General features: G+C 38.7%; 28 protein-coding genes. 17 read left to right on the top strand and 11 right to left on the bottom strand.

The window, feature by feature from the left end:
• Positions 1-10: 10 nt before the first annotated feature.
• From arsB to arsJ, 3 genes are all read left to right on the top strand, one after another.
• Positions 11-1021, top strand: coding sequence for an ACR3 family arsenite efflux transporter (gene arsB / locus AC0UA9_RS14545; RefSeq protein ID WP_475660992.1), 1011 nt, complete (start codon positions 11-13; stop codon positions 1019-1021).
• Positions 1022-1067: 46 nt separating this feature from the next.
• Positions 1068-2090 (top strand): ArsJ-associated glyceraldehyde-3-phosphate dehydrogenase, encoded by a 1023-nt coding sequence (locus tag AC0UA9_RS14540; protein ID WP_475660991.1) that lies wholly within the window; start codon positions 1068-1070, stop codon positions 2088-2090.
• 66 nt (positions 2091-2156) lie between these two features.
• Complete coding sequence (gene arsJ, locus AC0UA9_RS14535; protein WP_475660989.1) at positions 2157-3410, top strand: organoarsenical effux MFS transporter ArsJ; 1254 nt, start codon at positions 2157-2159, stop codon at positions 3408-3410.
• Positions 3411-3494: 84 nt separating this feature from the next.
• Here arsJ and AC0UA9_RS14530 read toward each other — a convergent pair whose 3' ends face one another.
• The 6 genes from AC0UA9_RS14530 to AC0UA9_RS14505 form a co-directional block, all read right to left on the bottom strand.
• A complete protein-coding gene (locus AC0UA9_RS14530; protein WP_475660988.1) occupies positions 3495-4340 on the bottom strand; it encodes a fumarylacetoacetate hydrolase family protein in 846 nt (281 codons plus the stop codon).
• Positions 4341-4367: 27 nt separating this feature from the next.
• On the bottom strand, positions 4368-5144 hold the full coding sequence (locus AC0UA9_RS14525; RefSeq protein WP_475660984.1) for an SDR family NAD(P)-dependent oxidoreductase: 777 nt from the start codon (positions 5142-5144) through the stop codon (positions 4368-4370).
• A 17-nt stretch (positions 5145-5161) separates the two neighbouring features.
• Positions 5162-6049, bottom strand: coding sequence for an amidohydrolase family protein (locus AC0UA9_RS14520; RefSeq protein WP_475660981.1), 888 nt, complete (start codon positions 6047-6049; stop codon positions 5162-5164).
• Position 6050: 1 nt separating this feature from the next.
• Positions 6051-7094: an aldo/keto reductase gene (locus tag AC0UA9_RS14515; RefSeq protein ID WP_475660980.1), complete on the bottom strand. Its 1044-nt coding sequence runs from the start codon at positions 7092-7094 to the stop codon at positions 6051-6053.
• An 86-nt stretch (positions 7095-7180) separates the two neighbouring features.
• On the bottom strand, positions 7181-8392 hold the full coding sequence (locus tag AC0UA9_RS14510) for a UxaA family hydrolase (RefSeq protein ID WP_475660977.1): 1212 nt from the start codon (positions 8390-8392) through the stop codon (positions 7181-7183).
• A gap of 1 nt (position 8393) precedes the next feature.
• Entirely contained in the window at positions 8394-8693 is a 300-nt protein-coding gene (locus AC0UA9_RS14505; RefSeq protein ID WP_475660974.1) for a UxaA family hydrolase, read from the bottom strand.
• A 349-nt stretch (positions 8694-9042) separates the two neighbouring features.
• Here AC0UA9_RS14505 and AC0UA9_RS14500 point away from each other — a divergent pair, with 349 nt between their 5' ends.
• From AC0UA9_RS14500 to AC0UA9_RS14485, 4 genes are all read left to right on the top strand, one after another.
• Positions 9043-9222 (top strand): hypothetical protein, encoded by a 180-nt coding sequence (locus tag AC0UA9_RS14500; RefSeq protein ID WP_475660973.1) that lies wholly within the window; start codon positions 9043-9045, stop codon positions 9220-9222.
• Positions 9223-9288: 66 nt separating this feature from the next.
• Positions 9289-10710: an L-fucose:H+ symporter permease gene (gene fucP / locus AC0UA9_RS14495; RefSeq protein ID WP_475660972.1), complete on the top strand. Its 1422-nt coding sequence runs from the start codon at positions 9289-9291 to the stop codon at positions 10708-10710.
• A gap of 1 nt (position 10711) precedes the next feature.
• Positions 10712-11053 carry an L-rhamnose mutarotase gene (locus AC0UA9_RS14490; protein ID WP_475660969.1) on the top strand — a complete coding sequence of 114 codons (342 nt, stop codon included), beginning with the start codon at positions 10712-10714 and terminating at the stop codon, positions 11051-11053.
• A 187-nt stretch (positions 11054-11240) separates the two neighbouring features.
• Positions 11241-12017, top strand: coding sequence for an IclR family transcriptional regulator (locus AC0UA9_RS14485; protein ID WP_475660967.1), 777 nt, complete (start codon positions 11241-11243; stop codon positions 12015-12017).
• Between the two features lie 415 nt (positions 12018-12432).
• Here AC0UA9_RS14485 and AC0UA9_RS14480 read toward each other — a convergent pair whose 3' ends face one another.
• Together AC0UA9_RS14480 and AC0UA9_RS14475 are read right to left on the bottom strand one after the other, a co-directional pair.
• Positions 12433-14007, bottom strand: coding sequence for a cation:proton antiporter domain-containing protein (locus tag AC0UA9_RS14480; protein WP_475660966.1), 1575 nt, complete (start codon positions 14005-14007; stop codon positions 12433-12435).
• A 173-nt stretch (positions 14008-14180) separates the two neighbouring features.
• Positions 14181-14801 carry an arylesterase gene (locus tag AC0UA9_RS14475; protein ID WP_475660964.1) on the bottom strand — a complete coding sequence of 207 codons (621 nt, stop codon included), beginning with the start codon at positions 14799-14801 and terminating at the stop codon, positions 14181-14183.
• On the opposite strand from AC0UA9_RS14475, the gene AC0UA9_RS14470 reads away from it, so the two are divergent.
• The 3 genes from AC0UA9_RS14470 to AC0UA9_RS14460 all read left to right on the top strand — a co-directional run bounded on the left by AC0UA9_RS14470 (position 14800) and on the right by AC0UA9_RS14460 (position 19275).
• Positions 14800-15528, top strand: a complete 729-nt coding sequence (locus AC0UA9_RS14470; RefSeq protein WP_475660963.1) for an ABC transporter ATP-binding protein — start codon at positions 14800-14802, stop codon at positions 15526-15528. The two genes, AC0UA9_RS14475 and AC0UA9_RS14470, sit on opposite strands and share 2 nt — an antisense overlap.
• Complete coding sequence (locus tag AC0UA9_RS14465; RefSeq protein ID WP_475660961.1) at positions 15518-18031, top strand: ABC transporter permease; 2514 nt, start codon at positions 15518-15520, stop codon at positions 18029-18031. The genes AC0UA9_RS14470 and AC0UA9_RS14465 overlap by 11 nt, the downstream gene beginning before the upstream one ends.
• 161 nt (positions 18032-18192) lie before the next feature.
• Positions 18193-19275 carry an AI-2E family transporter gene (locus AC0UA9_RS14460; protein WP_475660959.1) on the top strand — a complete coding sequence of 361 codons (1083 nt, stop codon included), beginning with the start codon at positions 18193-18195 and terminating at the stop codon, positions 19273-19275.
• Here the strand turns inward: AC0UA9_RS14460 and AC0UA9_RS14455 are convergent.
• Positions 19272-19676: a lysozyme inhibitor LprI family protein gene (locus tag AC0UA9_RS14455; RefSeq protein ID WP_475660957.1), complete on the bottom strand. Its 405-nt coding sequence runs from the start codon at positions 19674-19676 to the stop codon at positions 19272-19274. The two genes, AC0UA9_RS14460 and AC0UA9_RS14455, sit on opposite strands and share 4 nt — an antisense overlap.
• A gap of 137 nt (positions 19677-19813) precedes the next feature.
• Positions 19814-20116 (bottom strand): YciI family protein, encoded by a 303-nt coding sequence (locus AC0UA9_RS14450; protein ID WP_475660955.1) that lies wholly within the window; start codon positions 20114-20116, stop codon positions 19814-19816.
• Between the two features lie 439 nt (positions 20117-20555).
• Between AC0UA9_RS14450 and AC0UA9_RS14445 the strand changes: the two genes are divergently transcribed.
• The 7 genes from AC0UA9_RS14445 to AC0UA9_RS14415 all read left to right on the top strand — a co-directional run bounded on the left by AC0UA9_RS14445 (position 20556) and on the right by AC0UA9_RS14415 (position 26444).
• Positions 20556-21341 carry an AAA family ATPase gene (locus AC0UA9_RS14445; protein WP_475660954.1) on the top strand — a complete coding sequence of 262 codons (786 nt, stop codon included), beginning with the start codon at positions 20556-20558 and terminating at the stop codon, positions 21339-21341.
• A 55-nt stretch (positions 21342-21396) separates the two neighbouring features.
• On the top strand, positions 21397-22014 hold the full coding sequence (locus tag AC0UA9_RS14440) for a cytochrome c oxidase subunit 3 family protein (RefSeq protein ID WP_475660951.1): 618 nt from the start codon (positions 21397-21399) through the stop codon (positions 22012-22014).
• A 19-nt stretch (positions 22015-22033) separates the two neighbouring features.
• Positions 22034-22309, top strand: coding sequence for a cytochrome C oxidase subunit IV family protein (locus tag AC0UA9_RS14435; RefSeq protein ID WP_475660949.1), 276 nt, complete (start codon positions 22034-22036; stop codon positions 22307-22309).
• 143 nt (positions 22310-22452) lie between these two features.
• Entirely contained in the window at positions 22453-22821 is a 369-nt protein-coding gene (locus tag AC0UA9_RS14430) for a hypothetical protein (protein WP_475660948.1), read from the top strand.
• A gap of 186 nt (positions 22822-23007) precedes the next feature.
• Positions 23008-24855, top strand: a complete 1848-nt coding sequence (locus AC0UA9_RS14425; protein WP_475660946.1) for a nitric oxide reductase activation protein NorD — start codon at positions 23008-23010, stop codon at positions 24853-24855.
• A 56-nt stretch (positions 24856-24911) separates the two neighbouring features.
• Positions 24912-25106, top strand: coding sequence for a DnrP protein (locus AC0UA9_RS14420; protein ID WP_475660944.1), 195 nt, complete (start codon positions 24912-24914; stop codon positions 25104-25106).
• Between the two features lie 132 nt (positions 25107-25238).
• Positions 25239-26444: a cation:proton antiporter gene (locus AC0UA9_RS14415; RefSeq protein ID WP_475660943.1), complete on the top strand. Its 1206-nt coding sequence runs from the start codon at positions 25239-25241 to the stop codon at positions 26442-26444.
• Between the two features lie 30 nt (positions 26445-26474).
• Here AC0UA9_RS14415 and yfaE read toward each other — a convergent pair whose 3' ends face one another.
• Entirely contained in the window at positions 26475-26729 is a 255-nt protein-coding gene (yfaE, locus tag AC0UA9_RS14410) for a class I ribonucleotide reductase maintenance protein YfaE (protein ID WP_475660942.1), read from the bottom strand.
• Between the last annotated feature and the right edge of the window lie 2 nt (positions 26730-26731).

Genomic DNA, 26731 nt, shown 5'->3' with positions numbered 1-26731 from the left:
ATATATTTTAATGGGTATTTTTGAGCGTTATTTATCACTTTGGGTCGCTATTTGTATGGCATCTGGCGTGTTTTTGGGCTGGTGGCAACAAGATAACTTTCAGTTTATTGCTAGTCTTAACATTGCACATGTGAATATTGTGGTCGCTATTTTTATTTGGGTGATGATTTACCCCATGATGGTACAAATTGACTTTTCCGCAATAAAAAATGTAGGTAAAAACCCGAAAGGGTTAGTGTTAACAGTGGTAATTAACTGGCTCATTAAACCTTTTACTATGGCTGGCTTGGGGTGGCTGTTTTTTAATGGTTTATTTGCTGATTTAGTCAGCCCTGAATCCGCACAAGAATATATTGCCGGTATGATTTTACTGGGCGTTGCGCCATGTACTGCCATGGTTTTTATTTGGTCGCAATTAACCAAAGGTGATCCAAACTATACCTTGGTACAAGTCTCGGTGAATGATGTCATTATGATCTTCGCTTTTGCGCCAATATCGGCATTATTACTTGGTGTGAGTGATATTCAAGTGCCGTGGGAAACTTTATTTATTTCAGTGGTACTTTATGTGCTATTACCTTTAGTGGCTGGGGTTTTAACTCGTAAAAAACTAAATAAAAGTGAACAGTCACTGACACATTTTCTATCGACAATGAAGCCTTGGTCAGTTATTGGCTTGTTAGCGACCGTAGTATTATTATTTGGGCTTCAAGCTAACACTATTATTAATGAACCTGAAACCATAGGATTAATTGCCATTCCACTAATGTTGCAAACTTATGGTATTTTCATTATTGCTTATATTGCGGCCATATGGATGAAACTTCCGCAAAATATTGCCGCCCCAGCGTGTTTAATTGGTACTTCCAATTTTTTTGAATTAGCAGTCGCGGTAGCCATTTCACTGTTTGGTTTACATTCGGGGGCTGCGCTGGCAACCGTTGTTGGGGTGTTGGTGGAAGTCCCAGTTATGCTTTCTCTCGTATATATGATTAACCGTACCCAACATTGGTTTACATAAATTAAGCACAGTTTGATACTTTTAAAATAACTTTTAAGGAACAATAATGGCAATTAAAATAGGTATTAATGGTTTTGGTCGTATGGGGCGTTTATCAATGCGCGCAGCATTTGACTGGGATGACATTGAAATTGTTCACATTAACGACCCAGCTGGTGATGCGGCAACACTGGCGCATTTAATAACATTTGACTCAGTCCATGGACAGTGGCACCACCAAGCTACCAGCGAAAAAACAGCTGAAGGTGAGGTGATGCTCATCAATGGCAAAGCGATTCCCTGTACGAAAAATACAGCGACACAAGATACAGATTGGTCAACATGTGATGTAGTAATTGAAGCTTCAGGCAAAATAAAAACCAAAGCCTTGTTACAGGCTTATTTAGACCAAGGCGTTAAACGTGTTGTGGTGACGGCACCTGTAAAAGAAGACGGCATTTTAAATATAGTGATGGGAGTTAACGATGCTTTGTACAACAAAGACATCCACCCTATTGTTACAGCAGCCTCTTGTACCACCAACTGTATTGCGCCTGTGGTAAAAGTTATCCATGAAAAAATAGGTATTAAACATGGTTCAATGACAACCATACATAATATAACCAATACACAAACTATTATTGACGCGCCGCATAAAGATTTACGTCGTGCACGTTCATGTGGTACTAGCTTAATTCCAACTACTACAGGCTCGGCTACTGCCATTACGCATATATTTCCTGAATTAAAAGGTAAGCTAAATGGCCATGCCATTCGTGTACCTCTCACTAATGCGTCTATTACCGATTGTGTGTTTGAAGTAGAAAAAAACACAACGGTTGCGCAAGTTAATCAATTACTTAAAGAAGCGGCAAACAATGAACTAAATGGTGTTTTAGGTTATGAAGAGCGGCCATTGGTTTCTGTTGACTATAAAACTGATCCACGTTCAAGCATTGTTGATGCGTTATCAACCATGGTGGTAAATAACAGCCAAGTTAAGGTGTACCTTTGGTATGACAATGAATGGGGGTATGCCAATAGAACTGCAGAGCTTGCACGCATGGTTGGCTTAGCAGACTTACGATAGTAAACCAATGTGGCTAAAAGCAGCTAAGATGTAGCTGACAAAGTCGCTAATAAGGAATTGTTGCCAATGGGCTTCTTATTGTTTAAAAAATTAACTTTTTTACAAAACCTATCGTCACAAATAAAACAATACTTAATGATTACCGGTAATTATTGGGCGTTTACCTTAACTGATGGCGCACTACGCATGTTAGTTGTGTTGTATTTTCATCAATTAGGCTATAGCCCATTAAACATTGCTATGCTGTTTTTGTTTTATGAACTATTTGGTGTGTTTACTAACCTTATTGGTGGTTGGCTAGGAGCGCGTTTAGGTTTAAATAAAACCATGAATATTGGTTTAGCTATGCAAATTATCGCCTTAGTCATGTTAACCGTGCCCGCTGAAATGCTCACGGTTATTTATGTGATGGCCGCACAAGCACTGTCAGGTATTGCTAAAGATCTTAACAAGATGAGCGCTAAAAGTGCGATAAAGTTACTGGTGCCCGAAAATGCTCAAAGCAAACTATACCAGTGGGTTGCTCTGTTAACGGGATCTAAAAATACCTTAAAAGGGGTGGGTTTTTTTCTCGGTGGTGTGTTGCTAACCTGGTTAGGGTTTAAAGGCGCTATTGTTGTAATGGCGACTCTATTGTTTGTTGTATGGATAGTTAGCTTGTTATATTTAAAGGAAGATTTAGGGAAAGCTAAAAACACATTAAACTTTATAGCAGTATTTTCAAAGAGTGCAGAGATTAACCGTTTATCAGCCGCACGTTTGTTTTTATTTGGCGCTAGAGATGTTTGGTTTGTTGTTGCTTTGCCAGTTTATCTTGCCATAACATTACAATGGGATCATTGGTGGGTTAGTGGGTTTATGGCAGCTTGGGTGATTGGCTACGGTATTGTGCAATCATTTGCGCCATATTTTACTGGTAAAAAGCAAGGTAAAGTGCCCACTGGCAAGTCAGCCTTTTTATGGGCTGTTGGGCTAAGTTTATTGCCAATGGCCATTGGGGTCTCTTTATATTTTAATTTTTATATTCAGTATTCAATTATTGTCGGGTTGTTAATTTTTGGGGTGATTTTTGCTGTTAATTCATCACTGCATAGTTACCTTATTGTTAGCTATGCAAGTAAAGACAGCGTGTCACTTGATGTTGGCTTTTATTATATGGCTAATGCCATGGGCAGGTTACTGGGTACGGTATTGTCTGGTTGGGTTTATCAGCAATACGGGTTAGTGGCCTGTTTATGGGTTTCATCACTTTTTGTACTTATAGCAGCGTTGATTTCTTCTCAACTACCTAATACGCATGAGCACAAAGGCTTGAGCTAATTATCGTAATGTATAAAGAAGCCACAGAACATTATTGAATGTTTGTGGCTAATGTAATGCAACTATCGTTTTGTTTAGATTAATTTAACGATGTGCTACCACGACTTGTTGTTGCGTACCTAAGCCTTCAATACCTAATGAAATCTTATCGCCCACATTCAAATATAAAGGGGGGGTTTGCCCTAAACCTACGCCAGGAGGCGTGCCTGTTGAAATAACATCACCAGGTTGTAAGCTCATAAACTGGCTTAAATAACTCACAATATAGGCAGGTTTAAAGACCATTGTTTTGCTATTACCATTTTGGAAGGTTTTGCCATTGACTTCTAACCACATAGATAAGTTATTTGGGTCTTTCACTTCATCACTGGTAACTAACCAAGGTCCTATTGGGCCAAAGGTATCACAGCCTTTACCTTTGTCCCACTGACTCCCTTTTTCGAGTTGAAAAGTACGCTCAGACACGTCGTTACACACGCAATAACCTGCAATGTAGTCAAGAGCATCTTTTTCATCAACATAGGAAGCATGTTTGCCAATCACAATTGCTAGCTCTACCTCCCAGTCTAATTTATCACTATTTCTAGGTTTAATAATATCGTCATTAGGCCCTGAAATAGCACTGGTTGCTTTGGTGAAAACTTCAGGCTCGGCTGGAATTGTCATCCCTGATTCTGCAGCATGGTCAGCATAATTAAGCCCAATACAAAGAAACTTTCCTACTTTGCCAACACAAGCGCCCAAGCGAGGAGCACCATCGACAATAGGCAAGGCCGTTATATCAAGGGCTTGTAGTTTTGCTAAATTCGTTGCCGACAAGGTCTCGCCATCAATATCTGAAACCACAGCACTTAAACAACGTATGTTGCCATCGTCGTCCATCAAGCCTGGTTTTTCTTGCCCTAAAGGGCCATATCTCAGTAATTTCATTGTTAAATCTCTTATAGGGTATGTTGATTAATTGTTTAGCGTGACAAAACCGCCGTCGATAGGGAAGTTACTGCCGGTAATAAAAGCGGCATCGTCAGAGCATAAATAGTTGACCATGGCAGCAATTTCATCTGGTGTTCCCATGCGGCCTATTGGCTGGCTTTTTGATAGCTTTTCAAACATTTCTGCCTTGTTGTCTGGGTAGTTTTTATCTAAAAAGTTATCGACAAAAGGTGTGTGCACTCGACCAGGTGAAATGCAGTTACTACGAATTCCGTGGTCAAGATAGTCTCTAGCGATAGAGTAGGTCATGGTGAGTACCGCGCCTTTTGTCATTGAATAAGCAAATCTGTCTGAAATACCAACGGAGGCCGCAATGGAAGCCATATTGATAATAACGCCACTTTTTTGTGCCTTCATCGATTCAATAACCGCTGAAATACAGTTATACACGCCTTTAACATTCACGTTATATAAACGGTCTAAGTCAGCTTCTTGCACTTGTTCAATATTACCAATGTGAGCAATGCCGGCATTATTGACCAAAATATCAATGGTGTGTTTTTCTGTAATGGTTTTAAATAAAGCAATAATTTGTGCATTGTTCGAGACGTCAGCAGCATAAGCGTGAGCACGGCCATTTTGTTCAATAACCAAGTCAACGGTTTCTTGTGCGGCTGCTAAGTCTAAATCTAACACGAGTGTTTTGATATTGTTTTTAGCCAAGCGCAAACAAATACTTCTACCAATACCACTGCCGCCGCCAGTGACTAGCGCAACCTTCATTTTATTTTCCTCTGTCATCTTGTTTCCTATTTTATTCATTTTTTTATAGAGACGTTATAAAAAGCACGGGCGTTATTTGCCCAGATATTTTGCTGCTCTGTTAACGAGTAATCTTTTAATATTGCGGCTGTTAGCGCAACCCAGGTGTCATAGTCACCCTTAAGTTTTAGCACCGGCCAATCACTGCCCCACATGATTCTTGTACTGCCAAAAACTGACATAATATGCGCGAAATACGGGGCGATTTGTGCGGCATTAACCTTGTTCGAAGCTTCTGTGATTAAGCCAGAAAGCTTAATTGACACATTCTTAAGCGCTGTAAACTGACTGATTTCCTGCTGCCAAAAAACAGAGGGTGGGTTGTCTATGTGCGGTTTAGCACAGTGATTAATCACGATTTTTAATTGGGGATACTTGCTAGCTAACCAGTGTAGCGTTGTTAAATGCTGCTCTCGCACCAAGGCGTCAAAGGTGAATGAGTTCGCCGCTAAGTAATTGAAGACGGGCTCAAGCTGAGCACTTAAGAGCCAATCAATATCATCCATGTCTTGCAACATAGGACGAATACCTTTGAAATAGGGGTTTTTTGCAAACGTATTCAGGGTGGATAAAGCCGCTTCGCTTTCTAGGTTAACCCAGCCAACGACCCCAGCTACAAAATCCGTTTCCGCTGCTAATGCTAATAAAAACAATGTCTCAGCCTCAGTGGCAGAGGCTTGCACTAAAATAGTGTCACTGACTTGATTGCGCAGAATTTCTTGCGCTAAACAATCAGGTAAATAATCTTTGTAGAGTAATTCAATGTCAGGCGTTAACCAGTCGTAAAATCCATGTGATAACGCCCAAAAATGTTGATGACTGTCTACTTTTACCATCATTTTGTTTGCGGCCGCGGCGTTTGAACTATTCTTTTGTTGCCCCACTTTAGACCTCTCCACTATGAGGTAAAGGTGCTTCATGGTGTATCAACCCATTATCTTTCAAGGTCTGCCAAAATGCTTGTGGAATCTTTTCAGTGAACAAGGCCATTGTTTGATGCACGCGTTTTTCACTTCCTAAACCGGGAATAACAGAAGCAACAGTAGGATGCCCTAACGGAAACTGTAATGCCGCAGCGGCTAAGGTCACATTAAAATCAGCACAAACGGCTTCAATTTTTGCCACTTTTTCAATTATGCTTGGTGGCGCGGGTTCATAGTTATAATAGGGTACCTGCTTTCCTTTAACGCCTGTCGCTAAAATACCTGAGTTATAAGGGCCGCCTAAAATAATCGAGGCACCGTGTGCTGCACAGCGAGGTAAAAATGTCTCTAGTGGGGCTTGCTCTAATAGCGAATAGCGACCGGCCAATAAAAAACAATCGAATTGGCCAATATCCATCACCCGTTCACAAATTTCAGATTCATTAACACCTAAGCCAACCGCTTTTATTTGTCCTGAAGCACGAAGTTCATTAAGGGCTTTATAGCCACCCGACTTTAGTTGTTCAAAGTAATGTTGATCTTGTTCGCCGTGTGTATCGACGCCCAGATCATGTACGAGTAAAATGTCTATTTCTGCTAAACCTAAACGTTGTTGGCTATCTTCAAATGAGCGCATTATGCCGTCGTAGCTATAATCATAATGTGCATCAAACGGCATTGGCGTAAGAAAACCATGACGTAATTGATGAATATCAGCTTTTACATCAGGCGTTAGTATTCGGCCTGCCTTTGTTGATAACACATAGTCATTTTTAGCTAAGGGTCTAAGCGCATCGCCCACGCGACGTTCACTTAATCCTGCACCATAACGTGGGGCGGTATCAAATAAATTCATGCCTACATTAATAGCGGCAGCTAATGCTGCTTGTGCTTCACTGTCTGATACGGCTTGATAAAGGTTGCCCATAGAGGCAGCACCAAAACCTAAAGTTGAGACTTGTAGTGTGGTGTTTCCTATTTGACGATGTGAAAAGTGTGTAGTCATAATTACTTACTTTTATTTAGAATGCGTTGTTGCATTGTGTTATTTTTTATACGCTTATTTATACCAAGTACAGTATTCTTAATCTTTTATCTTAGGCAAGACGGGCCCATAACATTAATTTGTTTGGTTGAATCTACATCATCGAACCTTTTATAGGTTAAAATAAACTCTTTGTGGCCTAATTCTTCTGATTTTGTTTTAGCGCCATTGGCTACATCAATCACACAATCAAAAATTGTTTTGCCTACCCCATCTACGGTGTCTTTACCTTCAATAATACTGCCGGCATTAACATCCATATCATCACTTAAATTTCTATAAGTTTGTGGGTTTGCACAAACTTTAATCACTGGAGAAATAGCTGAGCCAACAACAGATCCTCGACCGGTCGTAAAGAGGATAATTAATGCACCTGAAGCGATCATTTCAACGATTTCTGCGTTATCAGAGATGTTTGGAAAACCAAACATAGGCTCACCATCTGGCACAACATCCATTAAGAATAAGCCTTTCTTATGGGGGAACTCTCCAGGTTTAATAATCCCGTTAATTTCTGATGAGCCAGACTTAGCATAGGCACCCATAGATTTTTCTTCCTGGGTAGTTAACCCGCCTTCAGCATTGCCTGGTGCAAAACTACCGTAGCCCATTTTAGTGTAATATTTTTCAGCTTTTTCTACACAAGTAACTAAGGCCTGCCCCAATTCGGGTGACTCAGCTCTATCGGCCATGATGTGTTCACAGCCAATTAACTCGCCCGTTTCTTCGAATATACAGGTGGCATTGCCATCGAGTAATATATCAAAACAAGCGCCTACTGCGGGGTTAGCACTAATACCGCTTGTACCGTCAGAGCCTCCACAGATAGTACCAATAACTAAATCCGATATGAGAAGCTCAGCACGCGCAACATTAGCAATACTTGCTAAAATAGATCTCGCTTTTTCAATCCCTAAATCAATCGTTGTTTTTGTACCACCACATTGTTGAATAACTAATGTTTCAACGGGACGATTGCTACTTTTAATTGTTTGTTCAAGTTGCTCACGGTTAAACCCTTCACAGCCAAGTGAAACAATAACTACGCCGCCCACATTGGGGTGAGTGCAAAGTTTTTCCATCATTTGTAATGAGTAATCATTAGGATAACAACCGGGAAAACCAATTAGCTGTACATCATCATGGTCTATCTTAGAAACAATTTTTTTAGCAACATGGTGAGCACATTCAACTAAATAAACGACGACTACCGTATTTCTAATACCTTTACGGCCATCGGATCTTAAAAAGCCTTTCATGTTATTCTCCAACTGTTGATTGTCTGGTATGACTAGGAATGTAATCACTTTTCATATTATGTAAATGAACATGACTGCCTATGGTTATATCAACTGTTGCTGACCCTATAGGTACCCCATACCGCATAATGCTTTCTCCTTTAGCTATATTATGACAGGCAACCTTATGGCCAACTTCTATGTTGTTTTCAAGCTTAAGCGCTATGTTAGTTAACTTTACCCATTCACCAGCATTAGCTGTTTGACAGCAAACCAGGACGTTATCTGCTTTATTTAATAATACAAATTTTCTGTCTATCATTTTATTCTCTAATACATATATAGGTAATTTTATATATAAAATTACTGTTTGTATGTGAAACTTAATGCTTGCGCATATATAAGTCAATACTTTTTTAAATTTAACCGTTTTTAGGGTGGTTTAATTGGTTCGCTCATCAGAATCGTTAATGGTTTACACTTTTTAATTTATAAGTTGTTGATTTTTAGTTGTTAAATTAAATAGCTCTTTTAAGTGTAAAAATAAATTGCATATATAAAATTATTATGTAAATCTAAGTTTGCTTTGTATATAAAAAATAATTCTAAATATAAAAGCAAAAAACCTTCCAAAAAGAGAAGGTTAATTTAATTATTATTAGGAGAGTAAAGTGAATAATTCAACAGGCTTAAATAGCTTTGTGCAGACTAAAGCAACGAAACTCGTCAACATAGCGATAAAAGGTATGGCGGTAACCGCTCTTAGTATGCCCCTTATACATACGGTTAATGCTGAAGAAGTTGAAAATAATGCTAAAAAATCAATTGAAGTTATCGAAGTAATAAATTAAAAGTAAGCAATAAACAACAAGTAGATTGTAATTTATTTAACGAATGAAAAGTAAAGAGTAATGTTTATGACCGAGCAAGTGAACTCAGGTGTCTCCTTAGAAAAGAGTGTTCCAATTATATCGAAAAAAATGGTCATTCCTTTTATAATGGTTGCTATTTTATTTCCCCTATGGGGCTTTGCCAATGATGTAACTAATCCGTTAGTAAAGGCATTTAAAGATATTTTTTTAATTTCTAATGTACAAAGTAGTATGGTGCAATTTGCCTTTTACTTAGGTTATGGAATTATGGCTATTCCGGCAGCTATTTTTATTAGAAGTTTTACATATAAAGCGGGTATTTTATTAGGTTTGCTCCTGTATGCCATTGGGGCAATTTTATTTATACCGGCCAGCATTACAATGGAGTTTAATTTTTTCTTAGCTGCACTTTGTATTATTACGTGTGGCTTGGCATTACTGGAAACAACGGCGAATCCCTATATTTTATCCATGGGGCATAAAAGCACGGCAACCCAACGGTTAAACTTAGCACAAGCCTTTAACCCCATTGGCTCACTAACAGGGATGTTTGTTGCCTCTACTTATATACTTAACAAGCTTCAAGTGGAAGAATTCCGCTCTGCTGAAATGCAAGCTAATCCTGAATATGCAGAAATGCTACCTTCAGTTGTTGATGGTAAATTAACGTCGGCCTTACAAAACTTTTCTGTTACAAATCCCATCGAACACCAAGCAATGCAAGCAGCAGACTTAGTGACAGTGAGAGGTCCTTACGTAGCTATAGCAATAATAGTGACTTTATTATTACTGTGGTTTTTACTTACCAAACTACCCAACACCATGTCTCACGGCAACTCGCTTACCAAAAAAGAGTTAAAAGACACTTTTAAACGCTTATTTGCTAATAAACAATACCTTGAAGGTGTTATAGCTCAGGCATTTTATGTAGGCGCACAAATTATGTGTTGGACTTTTATTATTCACTATGGGATGACAGTTGTTGGGCTAACGGCTTCAGAGGCTCAAAACTATAACATTATAGCCATGGCTATATTTTTATTAAACCGCTTTATTTGTACGTTTATGTTGAGTTATATCAAGGCTGGAAAAATGTTAATGCTACTGTCTTGCGGCGCTGTATTTTTTACTCTAGGTGCTATCATGCTTGATGGTTTAATTGGTCTTTATAGTTTAATTGGTATTTCTGCGTGTATGTCGCTTATGTTTCCAACCATTTATGGTATTGCACTAGAAGGGATGGGAGATGATGCAAGTTTAGCGTCGGCGGGGTTAGTTATGGCAATAGTAGGTGGTGCTTTAATGCCACCATTACAAGCATATTTGATTGACTTGCCACCGATGATTTCATCTCTATCTTCAGTTCAAACCTCATTTGTAATGCCCTTAATATGCTTCTTAGTTATTGCTATATACGGTTATAGAGTTAATTTTATTCATCACCCCATAAGAAAAAGGACGAGTTAAAATGCAATATTGTCTAACATTAACATTAAATGATGATCCGGAATTAATTAGCTTATATGAGGCATATCACAAGAAAGGGCAGGTATGGCCAGAAGTAATATCGAGTATTAAAGCTTCTGGAATTGAGAATATGTCTATCTACCGGTTAAATACATGCTTAATTATGGTATTGGAGGTAAATGAATCTTTTGACTTTAAGGCTAAAGCTAGAAGTGATAAAAAAAATGCCAAAGTACAAGAGTGGGAGCAGTTAATGGAAAAGTTTCAAAAAGTTGAAGGTAGTAACAACACGCAAGAGAAGTGGCAATTAATGGATGAAATATTTTCTTTAAACGAGCATTAAATAAAGTCCTAACCTGCATAACGCTTGTGATAGCAGAGTTAATAATGGCGGTGTGACTTTAAGCCATTAACATCGTGTTAGGAGTACAATTATGCTTTTCAAAGGGACTGTTTAAGGTATACTTTTATGGATTACGTTCAATATTATTATCTTTAAAAAAGTTTACTTCTGGTAGGACATCATTGACATGACTGAAAAAACCACAAAAAAACATTACTCGGCACCTGCGCTTGAAAAAGGGCTAGATTTACTGGAGCTATTGTCTAGTGAAGTGGACGGTCTAAATATTACCGATATTACTAGAAGGCTAAATAAGTCAGTGGGTGAGTTGTTTAGGATGTTAGCTGTGTTAGAACAACGAGGGTATATTGAAACCTCAAAAGATAATGACAAATATAGACTAACGTTAAAGATGTTTGGTTTAGCCAATAGGTTTCCACCGATAAAAAGGCTAACTTCATTAGCTAACCCACTAATGCACCGCTTGTCATACACTATAGAGCAGTCTTGTCATTTGGTGATCTATTATGAAGGGAAGGGACATGTTGTTGTTCAGCAAGACTCCCCATCTGCCCGTATTTTTAGTGTTAGATTAGGTGCGGAAGCGCCACTCATGAATACTTGTTCAGGTCACTTGTTATTAGCATTTTCAGATGCGGAAAAAAGAGAGTTGATGCTTAAAAGAATACCAAGAAGTCATTCAAAACCGAATAAAAAAGCATTCCAGAGTATTCTTAATAATATAGTTACACAAGGGTATGAAAGCCTTGTGAGCGCACAAGCGCATGGTGTTAAGGATATTGGTTACCCTGTGTTTGATGATACCGGCCAAATTGCAGCCGCGTTAGTGGTGCCATTTATTGGTTTTTTAGATGGTTCACATTCTGTGGATACTGATTTCGTCCATAACAATATTAAATCTACCGCGGATGAAATGTCTCGTTTGTTAGGTTTTGAGGTGTAAGTTATTCTGGAGCCAATTTGATTGACGCTGAATGCTATACTAATTCTGGGGCAATAAAGAATAGAATGCTTATAAAAAAAGCTCAAGCTATTATAGCTTGAGCTTAAGATGGGTGGCCCAAAGGGGCTTGAGCCATGCGCTTTACGTTATAACTAACTTGGTTTACCTACCTAATTGATGCTACTTTATGTTATTAGGTTTTTCTACGAGCATTTTCTTTGTTATTACAGCTTTATCACTGAATAAAGGAGCACAATACTCATGTTCAGTATATTGGCACAAACTTTTATATTAGTGCGAGTGCTGCCCCTGTTGATTAAGTGTAGTGTAAAAAATGCGGAATGCGAATTTTTTATATAACACAAAGCTAATCGTGTATCTGCGGTGCATATAGTATACGACTGGTTAGCACAACTTAACCCGCTGATGCTTCAATTAACGCCATACTCTCGTCAGCAAAACCAACCCCAGCTTCAGTATAAAAGTTGAATACTTTATCAATACCTAGTGCTTCTAATTCATTGCGCTCATCGTCATAACGTGCAATAGCGGCTATCTTTCCTTTGTACCCAGCGGTTCTTAATTGCGTACATACACTGACACTGTCAATAACATTAGGTAAGGCAAGTAGCACAAGTTGTAGTTTTGTTAGATTAATACGTTCCCAGAAAAAAGCATCTTCCGCATCACCATTATAAACTTGTAAGCCTTGTTTTTTTAATGTTTCACTTTTTTCTGGGTCAGCCTCTAATCCCCAAACGTGTTTGCTACTATGCTCAGAGATTGCTTGATAAGCCCCCATACCAACACGGCCCATACCTATAATAACAATAGGAGCTTCTTCAGGTTGAGAAAAAGAATCTTCTGCTAAATATTCTTTACGCTCAAATTTATGAAAAAAGGCTTTGTGCTTACTAAAAAAGGTATGAGCATGGGGATAAAGGATATTAGTGATAATAAATGACATAGAAACAGCTAAGGCTAAAATCACTAACCAAACACTACTTAACCAGTTATTTGAAACGCTGATGGTCGCAACAATTAAACCAAACTCACTAAAGTTACTCAGTGCCAAAGCCGATAAATAGGACGTTCGACAACGAACTTTAAAAAGACTGAGCAAACCAAAAAACAAAATAAACTTTAATGGGATAATTAACACGAGCATAACTGCTAAGCCAAGCATTTCTAACGTGGGAATGGCACTGAACCCTATTGATAAAAAGAAACCTATTAAAAACATGTCTTTAAAACTTAACAGTGATTTGTTTATTTCAGTTGCTTTCATATGTGATGACAGAAATATACCAACTAACAAGGCGCCTAGGTCGCCTTTTATATTAACTAATTCAAATAACTCGTAACTACCCAAAGCAATAAAAAAACCGGTCAGCGGTAGTAATTCGCCATGGCCAACATGGTCAACAACTTTGTTAATAATAGGCTTAATAAAAAACATCAACAGTAAGGCTAATGCCCACACAGAGGGGGTTTTGCCAGTGGCAACAACTAAGAAAATAACGGCAACAATATCTTGTATAACTAGAATGCCTACGGCTAACTTGCCATGGCGAGTACGCATTTCACCATTTTCTTCTAATAGCTTTATAACGCACACAGTACTACTAAAGCTTAAAGCAAAAACAATCAGTGTTGCTGTTAATATATCTAAATTAGAAAAATAACCAATCGCTGAGATAGTAAATAACTTAATAATAACAACAGCAGCTACTAGCCAAAGTAGGGTGTGTAAAGAGCTGGCTAACCAAATTTCATTCTTAAATAAACTCTTAATATTAAGCTTTAAGCCAATGGTAAATAGCATTAAAGTAATACCTAGGTTACTTAGAATGGTTAGGCTGTCATCTGCCTGATAGCCCATAAAGTTTAAAATAAAGCCGGCGATTAAGTAGCCAATTGAAGGAGGAAGAGAAAAGGTTTTTACTGCTAAACCACAGATAAAAGCGAAAAAAATCCAGATAAAGTCCATAGGTAGCTCTAATTAAGTTGTTTGCTGGTAATGATATACTGATAAAAATGCAGACTTATGATCATACTTATATGAGTCGGTTTGAAAAAGTTTACTTGTTGATATCTTATAATATTTACAATAACAATTTACAGTGGTTCAGGGGAAAATATTACCTAATTATACTAGAAAGCTTATTGTCGTAGCCATTTATTTATTTCTAAATACATAAAATCTCTAATCAGTGGCTGTGCTTTAGCGTTTGGGTGCAAATTATCGTTTAACATTAGGCTTGGGTCAGTAGCAACTTCTATCATAAAGTAGGGCATCAAATAAGCACCAGTTGCTTTTGCTACTTTGTGATAGCTATTGGTAAATAAGCTGGTGTATCTTACGCCTAAGTTTGGCGGGATTTGAATTTCCATTAACGCTACTTTAGCACCTTGCGCTTGGCTTTTAGTGATTAACTCGGTTAAATGCTTTTGTAGCAGTTTTACTGGGAAGCCCCTTATACCGTCATTGCCACCCAATTCAATTAATACATGGCTTGGTTTGTGGGTGTTAAGCCAGGCATCTATTTTTAGTAAGGCGTTGTCGGTTGTTTGGCCGCTAATTGCAGTGTTAATAATGCTAATATCGTGGTTATTTTCATCTAGTTTATTTTGTAACAAATAAACCCAAGCTTGGGCTTGCTCTATGCCATAGCCTGCGCTTAAGCTGTCACCAATAAGTAATATTTTATCTTTAGCAATCGTTGTAAATGACAAACATGTTAACATTATAACAACAACGGAATTTAGGAAAAAACGAGTCATGCCAGTACTTTCTCAATCAAATGTTATTCAGGTATCAGGGTTAAGTAAACATGTTAGCACGCTAGAAGGAAGCCTAACCATCCTTAACGATATTAATTTTTCTGTTAAGTCGGGTGAGTCAGTTGCTATTGTTGGTGCTTCGGGGTCAGGTAAGTCTACCTTACTTAGTTTGTTGGCTGGACTCGATGTGGCAAGTGAAGGAGATATTCACTTAGACGGTGAAGCATTAAGTACCCTTGATGAAGAAGCGCGAGCGCGGGTCAGAGCTGAAAAAATTGGTTTTGTTTTTCAATCGTTTATGTTAGTTCAAAGTCTTACTGCGCTTGAAAATGTTATGCTACCTGCCGAACTAGCAGGAGAGAAAAAAGCTAAAGAAGAAGCGTTAACATTATTAGAAAAAGTTGGCTTATCACATAGGCTAGAACATTACCCATCTCAATTGTCAGGGGGGGAGCAGCAGCGCGTTGCCATTGCTCGGGCATTTATCGGCTCACCTAAAATACTCTTTGCTGATGAGCCTTCAGCCAACCTTGATAGTAAAAATGGCCATTTAATTGAAGCCTTATTGTTTGACTTAAATAAACAAAACGGCACCACCTTAATATTGGTAACCCATGACGAACAGCTAGCTAAGAAATGTCAGCGTATTCTTCATATTGAAGGGGGAGAGCTTGAAAAAATTAGTGAAGGGGTAGCAAGTGAAGGGGTAACAAGTAATGTGGGCTAAGTTAGCGTTAAAACTATTTGTTCGTGAATTTCGCCGTGGTGAGCTCACTATTATTTTTGCGGCAATTGCACTAGCGGTGTTAACGATTTTTAGTTTGTCATCTATCACAGAGCGCATTGGCTTAAATATTGAGCAAAAAAGCAGTGACTTTATAGCCGGGGATAGGCGGTTATCAAGTAATCATGGTTTTGAGCCTGAAATACTCAGTCAGGCTAAAGCGCAGGGGCTTGATACCGCACAAATGTTATTTTTTGACTCTATGTTATTTGCTAATGACGAGTTAGTGTTAGGCGCGGTTAAGGCAACAACAGCTTCGTATCCGCTGCGAGGCAAAATCACCATTAAAGATAGTTTAAATGGCGCACCTTATACTGTTGGAACAGGGCCCAACAAAGGTGCTGTTTGGCTGAGTGAAGCTTTATTCTATCCGCTTAAAGTCAAGGTGGGGGATACGGTTGAATTAGGGGCAGGCAACTTTTTAATTAGCAAAATATTGGTATCAGAGCCAGATGCCCCCTTTTTTTCGTTGTCAGGTAATAAGCGTGTATTGTTAAATTATGACGATATCGCCACCACAAAAGCAGTACAGGCAGGTAGCCGAGTTTTTCATCGTCTACTTTTTGCAGGTTCAGAGCAAAATTTAGCAGCTTTTTATACTTGGTTAAAACCACAGCTTAAAAGTAATCAAACTTGGGAAGGGATAAAAGACAAACAATCCCCGTTGGGTAATAATTTAGATCGGGCTGAGCGTTTTTTACTGTTGGCGGGTTTATTTGGCATAATGTTAGCGGCGGTGGCTATGGCTGTTTCAGCAAAACGCTATTGCGAACGCCAATATGACCCGGTCGCTATGATGAAAACCTTAGGAGGCAGTCGTAAAACCATACGAAATATATTTTTGCTACACCTTAGCTTGGTAACCGTGTTTTCTATTGTAGCGGGCTTGGCCGTTGGTTTTATTTTGCAGAGCATTGGCGCTAGCTATTTAGCACAAGTCATGGCGACAGAGTTACCAGAATCAGGTTTTAGACCTTGGTTTTTAGCGATTTTTATTGGCATTATTTGCGCGCTAATGTTTTCACTTAAACCCTTGTTAGACCTTTTTGACATTCCACCACTTCGGGTGTTGCGCCGTAATTTAGGTGACACCCTAGCGTTAAGTCGTGTTCATGTCGCTTTATCGCTTATTACCATTTTTGCCTTAATGTGGTTATTTAGTGGCGAAATTAAGACAACCTTACTTTTATTTGGCTCAACCTTATTGGTGATCGTTATTTTATTCGCCATTTCAAGGTTGTTTTTTTCAGCAGGACGTCGTTTAGGGCTAAGGCCTGGAACTAGTTGGTCGTTAGCGATTGCTACCTTGCAAAAAAGAGCCAACGCTAATGCGATCCAATTAATAAGTTTCGCTTTGGCTATTAAATTAATGCTGTTTTTAGTTGTGTTACAAAATGACATGATTTCAGACTGGCAAATGCAAATACCTGATGATGCACCCAATATGTTCATCATTAATATTGGCGAACAAGAAGTTGAACCTATCACGCAGTTTTTTCAAGAAAAAGGTATTCCACATGAAGCATTTTATCCTGTATTTAGAGGACGAGTTGACGCGGTAAATGGTGAGGAATATGCAAGGAGAGTATCAAAACAAGAAGGCGAAGAAAGAGACAACGATGCACGCAGAGGTGCAAGGAGAGAGCCAAATTTAACCTGGTTAAGCGATTTACCAGACGGTAATGAAATAACACAAGGGCAATGGTTTAGTGCAGATATTAATAGTACAGATGAACTAGAAGTATCAGTTTTTGAAGGATGGAAAGACGCCCTAGGCTTGAAGCTAGGAGATACATTGACACTATTAGTGAATGAGCAAAAATTTAAGGCTAAAGTAACCAGCTTTAGAAGTGTTAATTGGGGAAATATTAAGCCTAACTTTTTTATGATCCTCAGCCCTAACATGGCAGGGAAAGTGCCTGTTACCTATTTTAGTGCTGCGCAATTACAAAATAGCGATACTAAAGATATGAGTGGCTTACTCCAGCGCTATCCAACAATTAGTATGATAGACATTAAATCACGTATCGAGCAAGCACAGTCAATTATCTCTCAAGTGACACTGGCAATAGGCTTTGTACTCTCTATTGTATTAATTAGTGGCGCATTAGTGCTTATTTCGCAAGTACAAGCTAGTTTATCTGAGCGTTTACAAGAAGTGGTTATCTTACGTACATTAGGTGCCAAAAGGCGCTTAATTAAGTTAGCAACACTGTATGAGTTTTTATTACTGGGGGCAATTTCTGGTTTAGTTGCTGCGATAGTGTCTGATATTACGCTCTTAATAATTCAGCAGCAGATCTTTAACCTTGAAGGCCGACTACATCCCTATATTTGGTTACTAGGGCCAGCAAGTGGCGCTATTTTTGTGGCAAGCATTGGTTACCTCATGGTTGCCCAAACAATGCGTCAAAACACGCAGGCTCTACTGAGGAAGCTGGGTTAGTGGGCGACAAGTTACGAGTTGAGTAACTATGGCGCACGACTTAAAATAAAAATTACCCAATAGATATAAAAATAATTGTATTTAGGTGGTAGAGTTTAACGACAAGTGTTAAAGCATACTCGTTTAACGGTCAATAACAGTAACAATAAGAATTTTAATTTATGATTTTACCAGCTAAAAACGATTCAATGGTTAAAGGTTTTGTGACGGTGGCAGCAATATTTATTATTTTTGCCGGAATAAAAGTGGCAGCAAATATTGTGGTTCCTTTTTTATTATCGTTATTTATTGCCATTATTTTTAACCCATTAGTAACCAAAGCAAGTGACTATAAAATACCCAAAGCAATTTCGGTGATTTTAGTGATTGGTATTTTTGTTATTATTGCGTTGTCGTTAGCGGGGTTAGTTGGCCAATCATTAAATGAACTATCCGGTCTAATTCCTCAATATAGAGCGCAATTACAAGAGCAGTTTACCTGGTTAGTGGCTTTTTTATCCCGCTATAATATTCAAATATCCTCGGCTATATTGTTTGAATATTTTGACCCTTCTGCAGCCATGGGCATGGCGGCGAATATGCTTAGCGGCTTTGGCTCTGTCATGGCTAACCTGTTCTTAATTATCCTTACGGTTGTTTTCATGTTATTTGAAGCATCGTCATTCCCACTTAAGTTACATTTTGCTTTAGACGACCCAGAAATGCGCTTAAAGCAAATTGAACGATTTTTGGCGTCAGTGAACCATTATATTGCTATAAAAACTATGGTTAGTATTGCTACTGGTATCATTGTGTCGCTAATGCTATGGGCTTTTGGTTTAGATTTTTATCTATTATGGGGGGTTTTTGCTTTCTTACTTAATTACATCCCTAATATCGGCTCTATTATTGCCGCAGTACCTGCGGTGACTTTAGCCGCCTTACAATTGGGGTTGGCTGAAGCTGGCTTTATTGGTTTAGGTTATATTGCTATTAATATGGTAATGGGAAATATGGTTGAACCAAGGTATTTAGGTAAAGGTTTAGGTTTATCAACCTTGGTGGTTTTTTTATCTTTAATCTTTTGGGGATGGTTACTAGGTACGGTAGGTATGTTACTCAGTGTCCCGTTAACGATGATTTTAAAAATAGGCCTAGAGAGCTCGTTAGAAGGGCGCTGGTTAGCTATTTTGTTAAGCGATGAAGACAGCGTAACACAAGAAGTTAAACAGCTTGAACAAACCGAGCCTGTGTCAGGTAACTAAGGGGTATTGCTAAGCTGAGCAATACGGTTTTTTGTTACTAAGATAAAACACTTTTTATAGGTCATTTTAGACGTTTTTTCTGGTGAAACTGAAAAGTACTGCCAGCGACACTCATTTTCCCGAAAGGTAATAAAATTATTTTGCGCACGTTTAAACAGCGTTAAAGCCGAAGTACGGCTAGTATGAGAGGTGCTTTCCTCTAAGTTTAAAATATGACTATTTACCCAAATTTGTAGTTCATCATTAACAATCGCTTTGACACTATCAAAACAACGAGATTGCTGTTCAGTGGCGGGCACCATTTTTTCACAATCTTCTAATGTTACCTGTGCATGCGCGGGCACTAAAAACAAATAGGGCATAAGTGTTAACACGGCTAAAACTACTGTAATTTTTGTCATTTTCGTAATGTTGTTAATTATAGGTAATCTACTTAAGGCCAATAACAGATGTCGCTCGTTAACAGCCTTTTGGTGGTAATAATCAAGCATGGCTCATCTGAACAATGAAGAATAGCTCAATGTTTGCTGCCTAATTTTTAAGTAGGCAATACTTTTTTATATGGTTTTACCGTTACTTTCTCATAAACGCCTGCAGCAATATAAGGGTCGGCATTCGCCCATGCTTGCGCTTGTGCTAAATTACTGAACTCGGCAATAATTAAAGAGCCAGTAAAACCAGCCTCGCCGGGTTCGTTGCTGTCAATGGCTGGGCAGGGGCCTGCAACTAATAAGCGACCTTCATCTTGCAGCGCACGTAAGCGAGCTAAATGAAGGTCTCTAACAGAGAGTCTTTTTGCTAAACTGTTGACAACATCTTCACTGTAAATTAAATAAAACATGTGTTTTCCTATATTTTGTTGTTATCTTTACTATTTATGAGGCTTACTTATTACGCATGACGTGTTTGAAACACTGTTTGTTGCTCCGCCGTTAATGTCATCCCTGTTCTACCCCTAGCACTGGTTTAAAAGCAATACACCAGTTAAGCCCGCCGTACACAAAATATAGCCTAAGCAAGCTTACTGTAAGCCAATAGGCTAAGTCGTGTTTAAGCAGAAAAAATGGCTTGCAATGAGAAAATATCAAGAGGTCAAGTTTAACTAAAGTTAATATAATTTAAAAGATAAAAGCTTGTAGCGCAGGAGAAAAAACAATTTATTGTGTTAATAGCTAGTTTTTCAATGATCCTTGTCAACGATGGCGCGATCTGAGTTTGTACTTTGCTTACCGCTAGGGTATTTTACTCTCAAGAAATTTTTACCGAGTTTAATAATCACTATGTCTACAAATGAGTTTTTTTACCAAGAACAAAGCAATGAAGTCACCTTATTTACCCATGCCTTTGAACACCAGTTACCTGTTTTAATTAAGGGGCCAACGGGCTGTGGTAAAACACGTTTTGTTGCGCATATGGCTAATAAATTAAATAAACCATTATACACAGTGGCTTGTCATGATGATTTAACCGCAGCAGACTTGGTAGGCCGGCATTTAATTGGCCCGCAAGGTACCTATTGGCAAGATGGTCCATTAACGAGAGCAGTAAGAGAAGGGGGAATTTGTTACTTAGATGAAGTGGTTGAAGCGCGCAAAGATACCACGGTTGTTCTGCACCCACTTGCTGATGACAGACGTGTATTACCGCTTGAAAGAACGGGGGAGTTACTTGAAGCAGCACCCGGCTTTATGCTGGTTGTTTCATATAACCCAGGTTATCAAAACTTGTTAAAAGGAATGAAACCTAGTACCAAGCAACGCTTTGTTGCCTTACGTTTTGATTACCCTAGTGCAGAAGTAGAGCAACAAATACTCATAAAAGAGACAGGTGTTGATGCACATTTAGCCTTTAAATTAGTTGAGCTAGCAGGAGCGTTAAGAAAGCTAGAGCAAAATGACTTAGATGAAGTGGCTTCAACACGTTTATTAATTTATGCAGCCCGAATGATAAGTACTGGCATGAATGTTTTAGATGTGTGCCGGTGTTGTTTAGCTGAGCCATTATCTGACGACCCTCAAACAGTGAAGGCCTTGATGGATGTCGCTAAAGTATATTTTGATGAGTAAGCTAATAATTTTACTGTAATCCCAATGAAGTAACCTAAGGTCACCCTTGTAACGCATGGATAATATCACCACTACACCAGTACAAAACAAACAAGCTGAAATAAAACAAACTTCAGATTTAACGAGTCGGTTGCCAGGTGACTTAGCCATGTGGGTATTTATTTTGGCCGAGTTGAGTGTTTTTGCCCTTTTGTTTATTGGTTTTGCTGTTTCAGAGCAACTTAATGCTGATATGTTTAGCCAAAGTAAGAGCAAAGTACATCAAATGTCGGGCTTGATTAATACCCTAACCCTCATTACCAGTAGCTACTTTGTCGCGCTAGCGTTGAATAAAATGCATCGGGGTGATGGTAAGCAGGCGGCAAAATTGTTGGTGGTGGCTAAACTTGTTGCTTGTTTATATATAGTGGTAAAAATGATGGAATATTCATCGTTATTTCAGCAGGGTATAGATATTGAAACTAATACTTTTTTTACACTCTACTTTTTGATCACCGCCTTTCACTTAATGCATGTATTGTTAGGTATGGTTATTCTTGCTGCGGTTGCCATTAAAGCCGCGAAAAATGAATATAACGAAACCAACATCTCTGGCTTTGAATCAGGTGCCAGTTATTGGCACATGGTTGATTTACTTTGGATTATTTTATTTCCGTTGGTTTATGTAATTTAATTAAATTGGAATCAGCTTCATGGCACAGCTTAATTCAAATAAAAAATTTACCCTCAGTTGGCTTTTATTGCTACTGTTAACAGTAATATCTGCTTATATAGGTTCATTTTTAGCATTGTTGAGTGCACCGAAAGTGGTCTTTATTAGTATAGTGTTATTTATTGTTTTTTTTAAAGGGCAGCAGGTTAGCGATATTTTTATGGAACTAAAAACCGCTCCTAAACGTTGGCGATATGCGTTATTAAGCTATGTGATTATACTCCCTATTGTAATCGGCCTTATTTATTTAGTTTAAGAGAGCATTTGCCACTAGTTATGGTGATCTGGCTTAGTCAAGGGAAGTTAGTTCGCGGGTTTATTGATAAACTAATGGCTAAGGTATATGGTTAACGTGAAGGTAGATGACTAAAGGTTGGCTAACGAATAATAGGGGGAAGCATGAAGTCAAACCAAGAAAACAAACCAGCGATGCTTTTTCAATCATTCTATTTAGCTAACTTAGTATTTCTCCCTATTATTGGCTTTTTATTACTTCTTTATTTTTTAGTTAAAATGCGGATGCAGCGCGGTCAAGCTAAGCGAATCTCCAATTATAATAGAATACATTTGATCAGGGCTGTACAAGTTTCGGCCCTTAGTGGCATTTTATTAGTGGTCATTCCTGCTATTTACATCATGCTTTCTGCCCAATTTGATGTTCCTATGATGGTAACCATCTTTTATTTTTCTGTACTACATACCGGCTTTGTACTTATTGGTATGCTCAATATAGCGCGTGCTATGTCACATAAGCTTCCTGTTTTTTAACGGTGCTAGGTACAGTTTGTTTTTGCAGCGTGCCAAAGTAAGCTATGAAAGTAAGGTAAAACTTTACTCCTTATTGTTTGTGTTTTTATTAGCTCGTAGTTCAATATTCTTGACCCAAATCAGGTATAAAATAATCGCTTTTGATACAATGACATTATTCTTTATTTGTTCAATGGTTTTAGGGTTATGGAAGAGTGGGTTGGTGGTATTTGGCATAAGTATATTACGCGTAAAGCAAGCGCTGAATATGATCATGCTCGTGTCTCATTTGATGAAGTGAATAAATCTGTGGGCATGGTTTTTCGTGCGTTAGGTGGCGATGCGGTAAAGCGGGTAGAAGCCGCGTCAGGGCGAGAATACTTAAGTCGTAAAAGCTTAATTCAAAAAATATCTGGTGACACCCAATTGGTAAGTTTAGCTTGGCAAGACGAAGAAAGTTTACGTCTACCAGAGTCGCTTGCTATTTTTGATGATAAATCATTAAATTATGATCTCTATATTTGGTTAGCGGTATTGGCGTCGCACCACAGTGGCCGCTTTACCCACTGGGCCAAAGACAACCAAACCTTAGTTGTTGACGTGTTAGCAAAGTATCCAGCCCTCGCTAATCGTTATACACGCCTAGCAAAGGCCTTTGTTGCCAGCCGGCCAGAGGCAAACAAACTACCTAAAGCAGAACAGGTAATGGAGCGCGCTATTGTTAAAGCTATTTTAACACCTGGGGCGGTAACTGAGTTTCCCATGGTTAACTTTGCCCCCAAAGCGGTTTATTTATGGCTATACCCGAGCGCGAGTTCAGAAGAAATACTCATGGCTGAATACCTAGACGTTGACGAAAATGAAGTAGAGGAAGAAGAGAAGAAAAAGACGGCAAAAAAATCTGACACCAGCAGAAAGAAAGCCGAACGGGCAGACTCACCGAATGAGCGCGAAGGCATGATGATTTTTCGACTTGAAAGCTTATTTTCTTGGAGTGAATTTTCTAAACTTGATCGCGGTTGTGATGACAGTGATGATGATCAAGACAACTCTAAAACAGTCGAAGATCTTGATAAAATTACCCTAGCCAAAGAACAAGAAAAACAAAGAAGTGCACAAATTAAAATAGATCTTGATTTACCTTCAGCTTCAGAAGACGACATCCCCCTAGGTGAAGGGATAAAATTACCCGAATGGCATTACAAACAGCAAGTGTTGCAAGCTGATCGCTGCTTATTACAACCTATGCTACCTAAAGACGCAAAAGCGGCAAGATTGCCAGTACGACTACAAAAAACATCAAAAATTATACAAGCGCAGTTTGAGCAATTACGCAGTGTTCGTTATTGGCTTAAAGCCCAACCCCAAGGCGAAGAAATCGACTTAAGTGCTTGGTTAGATTTTCATGTGGAAAGCCAAGTCTCAGCGAGTGCTGAAAAAGGTTTATTTAAATCGTTTCGTGGCAATAATCGCGACTTATCTTGCTTATTATTAGCAGATTTATCTATGTCTACTGATGCGCACTTAAACAATGAAAGCCGAGTGATTGACGTAGTACAAGACAGCTTATTACTCTTTGGTGAAGCATTACAATCAGTGGGTGATAACTTTGCCATGTATGGTTTCTCTTCAGTTAAACGACATAATGTTCGCTTTACTCTGCTAAAAAACTTTAATGAAAAGTACAGTGATGAGGTAAGAGGGCGTATACAAGCTATAAGACCGGGTTTTTATACCCGTATGGGGGCTGCCATTCGCCAAGCAACACAGGTGATAAATGAGCAAAAAACCAGTGAGAAGTTACTGCTTATTTTAACTGATGGTAAGCCCAATGATATTGACCATTATGAAGGCCGCTTCGGTATAGAAGACACTCATCATGCGATAAACGAAGCAAAGCGTTTAGGTATTAAACCTTTTTGTATTACGGTTGATACCGACGCACAAGCTTATTTACCTTACCTTTTTGGTGCAGATGGCTTTACTGTTATTTTAAGGCCTGAGCAATTACCATTACGTTTACCTCAATTATATCATCAGTTAACATCACAATAAGACAAGAAAAGTACTATGGCAGTAGAGCAAAGTAATAGAAATTAAGGGAAGCCGTTATGAGTAACAAAAGTAAAAAATGCCTTTATTGTCAGGGCGATAACAAGGACACAGACGAGCATTGCCAACATTGTGGTATGGCGTTGCCGTTAAAGCACCCAAACGACAGGCGAAGCAAGGTGAGTTTTTTTGTGAAAGCATTTTGGGGGATTGTTATCTTTTGTGTGGTAATGATATTTTATCTACCACGATAAAGTAACCAAGCACAACGGTAGTCGAGGATCTAAAGCAGACAAAACTTAATAATTAAGTATACTGACTCAAGGCGATAGTTAATTTCAGTATCGCTATTTAGGGCACACAAAACACGTAAGGCGTTAACATCAATGGAAATAGGTATTTTAGTTATTTTATTTTGCTTAGGAGCTTACTCATTGATCGCTAAGCGGTTATCTTCAACCATTATTTCAGCGCCCATGGTGTTTATCAGTGCTGGTTTTGCTATTGCATCCCTTAATATTATGCAGATAAATGACGCCCAGGAAGTGCTGTATTTACTGGCAGAAATAACGCTAGTTGTGCTTTTATTTTTAGATGCATCGCAAGTCAACTTAAAACACTTAAAAGCTCAAAATACTTTACCACTTCGTATGTTAATACTTGGTTTACCGCTTGCAGTATTGTTCGGTACTGTTGCTGGCATGTTGTTTTTACCCACGTGGTCAATAGCACTGGTAGCGTTATCTGCAGCCATACTTGCTCCTACTGACGCAGCCCTAAGCCAAGCAGTGATTAGTAATAAAAAAGTACCTGAAGACGAACGTCAAACATTGTCGGTAGAAAGCGGTTTAAATGATGGTCTTGCATTGCCAATTATTTTATTTTTTGCAGGTTTTTTAGCGATACATGAAACCCCTTCTGCAACATACCTCGACTGGTTATTGTTAGGAGCGGGGCAAGTGTTAATTGCTATAGTAGCTGGCGTTGTTATAGGTTGGTGCAGCGGTAAGGTTTTTTTATTTGTAGAGTCTCATCAATATACTACCAGTGTTTATGAAGGTATTGGTGTGCTTGCACTGTCTGGTATTAGCTATATCGCTGCTACTCTGCTAGGCGGTAATGGGTTTATCTCAGCATTTATCGCTGGGCTAACCTTTGGTAATATTGTTAAAGGTCAATGCCGGTTTATATATAAGTTTACTGAGTCAGACGCTCAAATGTTAGTATGGGCTGCATTTACGACAATAGGTATAGGCTTATTGCCTCAGGCGATTGAGCAACTTACGCTACCTGTGGCAGGCTACATATTAGTAAGTCTTTTTGTTATCAGGCCTGTTGCTATATATTTATCCTTGTTAGGTTCAAAAACAACAGCAATAACGCGCTTATTTATGGGGTGGTTTGGCCCAAGAGGCTTGGCTACTGCCCTATTTGCACTGTTAGTTTCACATCAAATATTACCTGAGCATAGCCAAGCCATATTGGTGGTAGCAATTAATGCTGTTTGGATGAGTACTTTATTACACGGAGTTTCCGCCGCGTTCTTAGCTGAGAAGTATGGTCAGTTAATGAACAAAAAAGCGACTAAGTAGCGAAAACATGGGCAGGCCCTGCTTACAGCGTTAATCTATTTCGATCACTATGTCAGAGGTTGGATAAGCGCAGCAGGTGAGTATTTCATTGTCACCTATATACGCTAAAGGGTACTGGCTGTATTCGACAGTACCCTTTTTTAATGAGCAACGACACGCACCACAAAATCCATCTCGGCAATGAAAATGAGATTCTATGTTCTCTTTTTCTAGTGTGTTCAATATATTTTTATCTTCTTTGAGGAACGTGATGTTACGATCCTCAATGGTGATATTAAAAGACATAG

Source organism: Colwellia sp. F1, from assembly GCF_056238625.1.
This window is presented reverse-complemented; position numbering and strand designations above follow the sequence as displayed.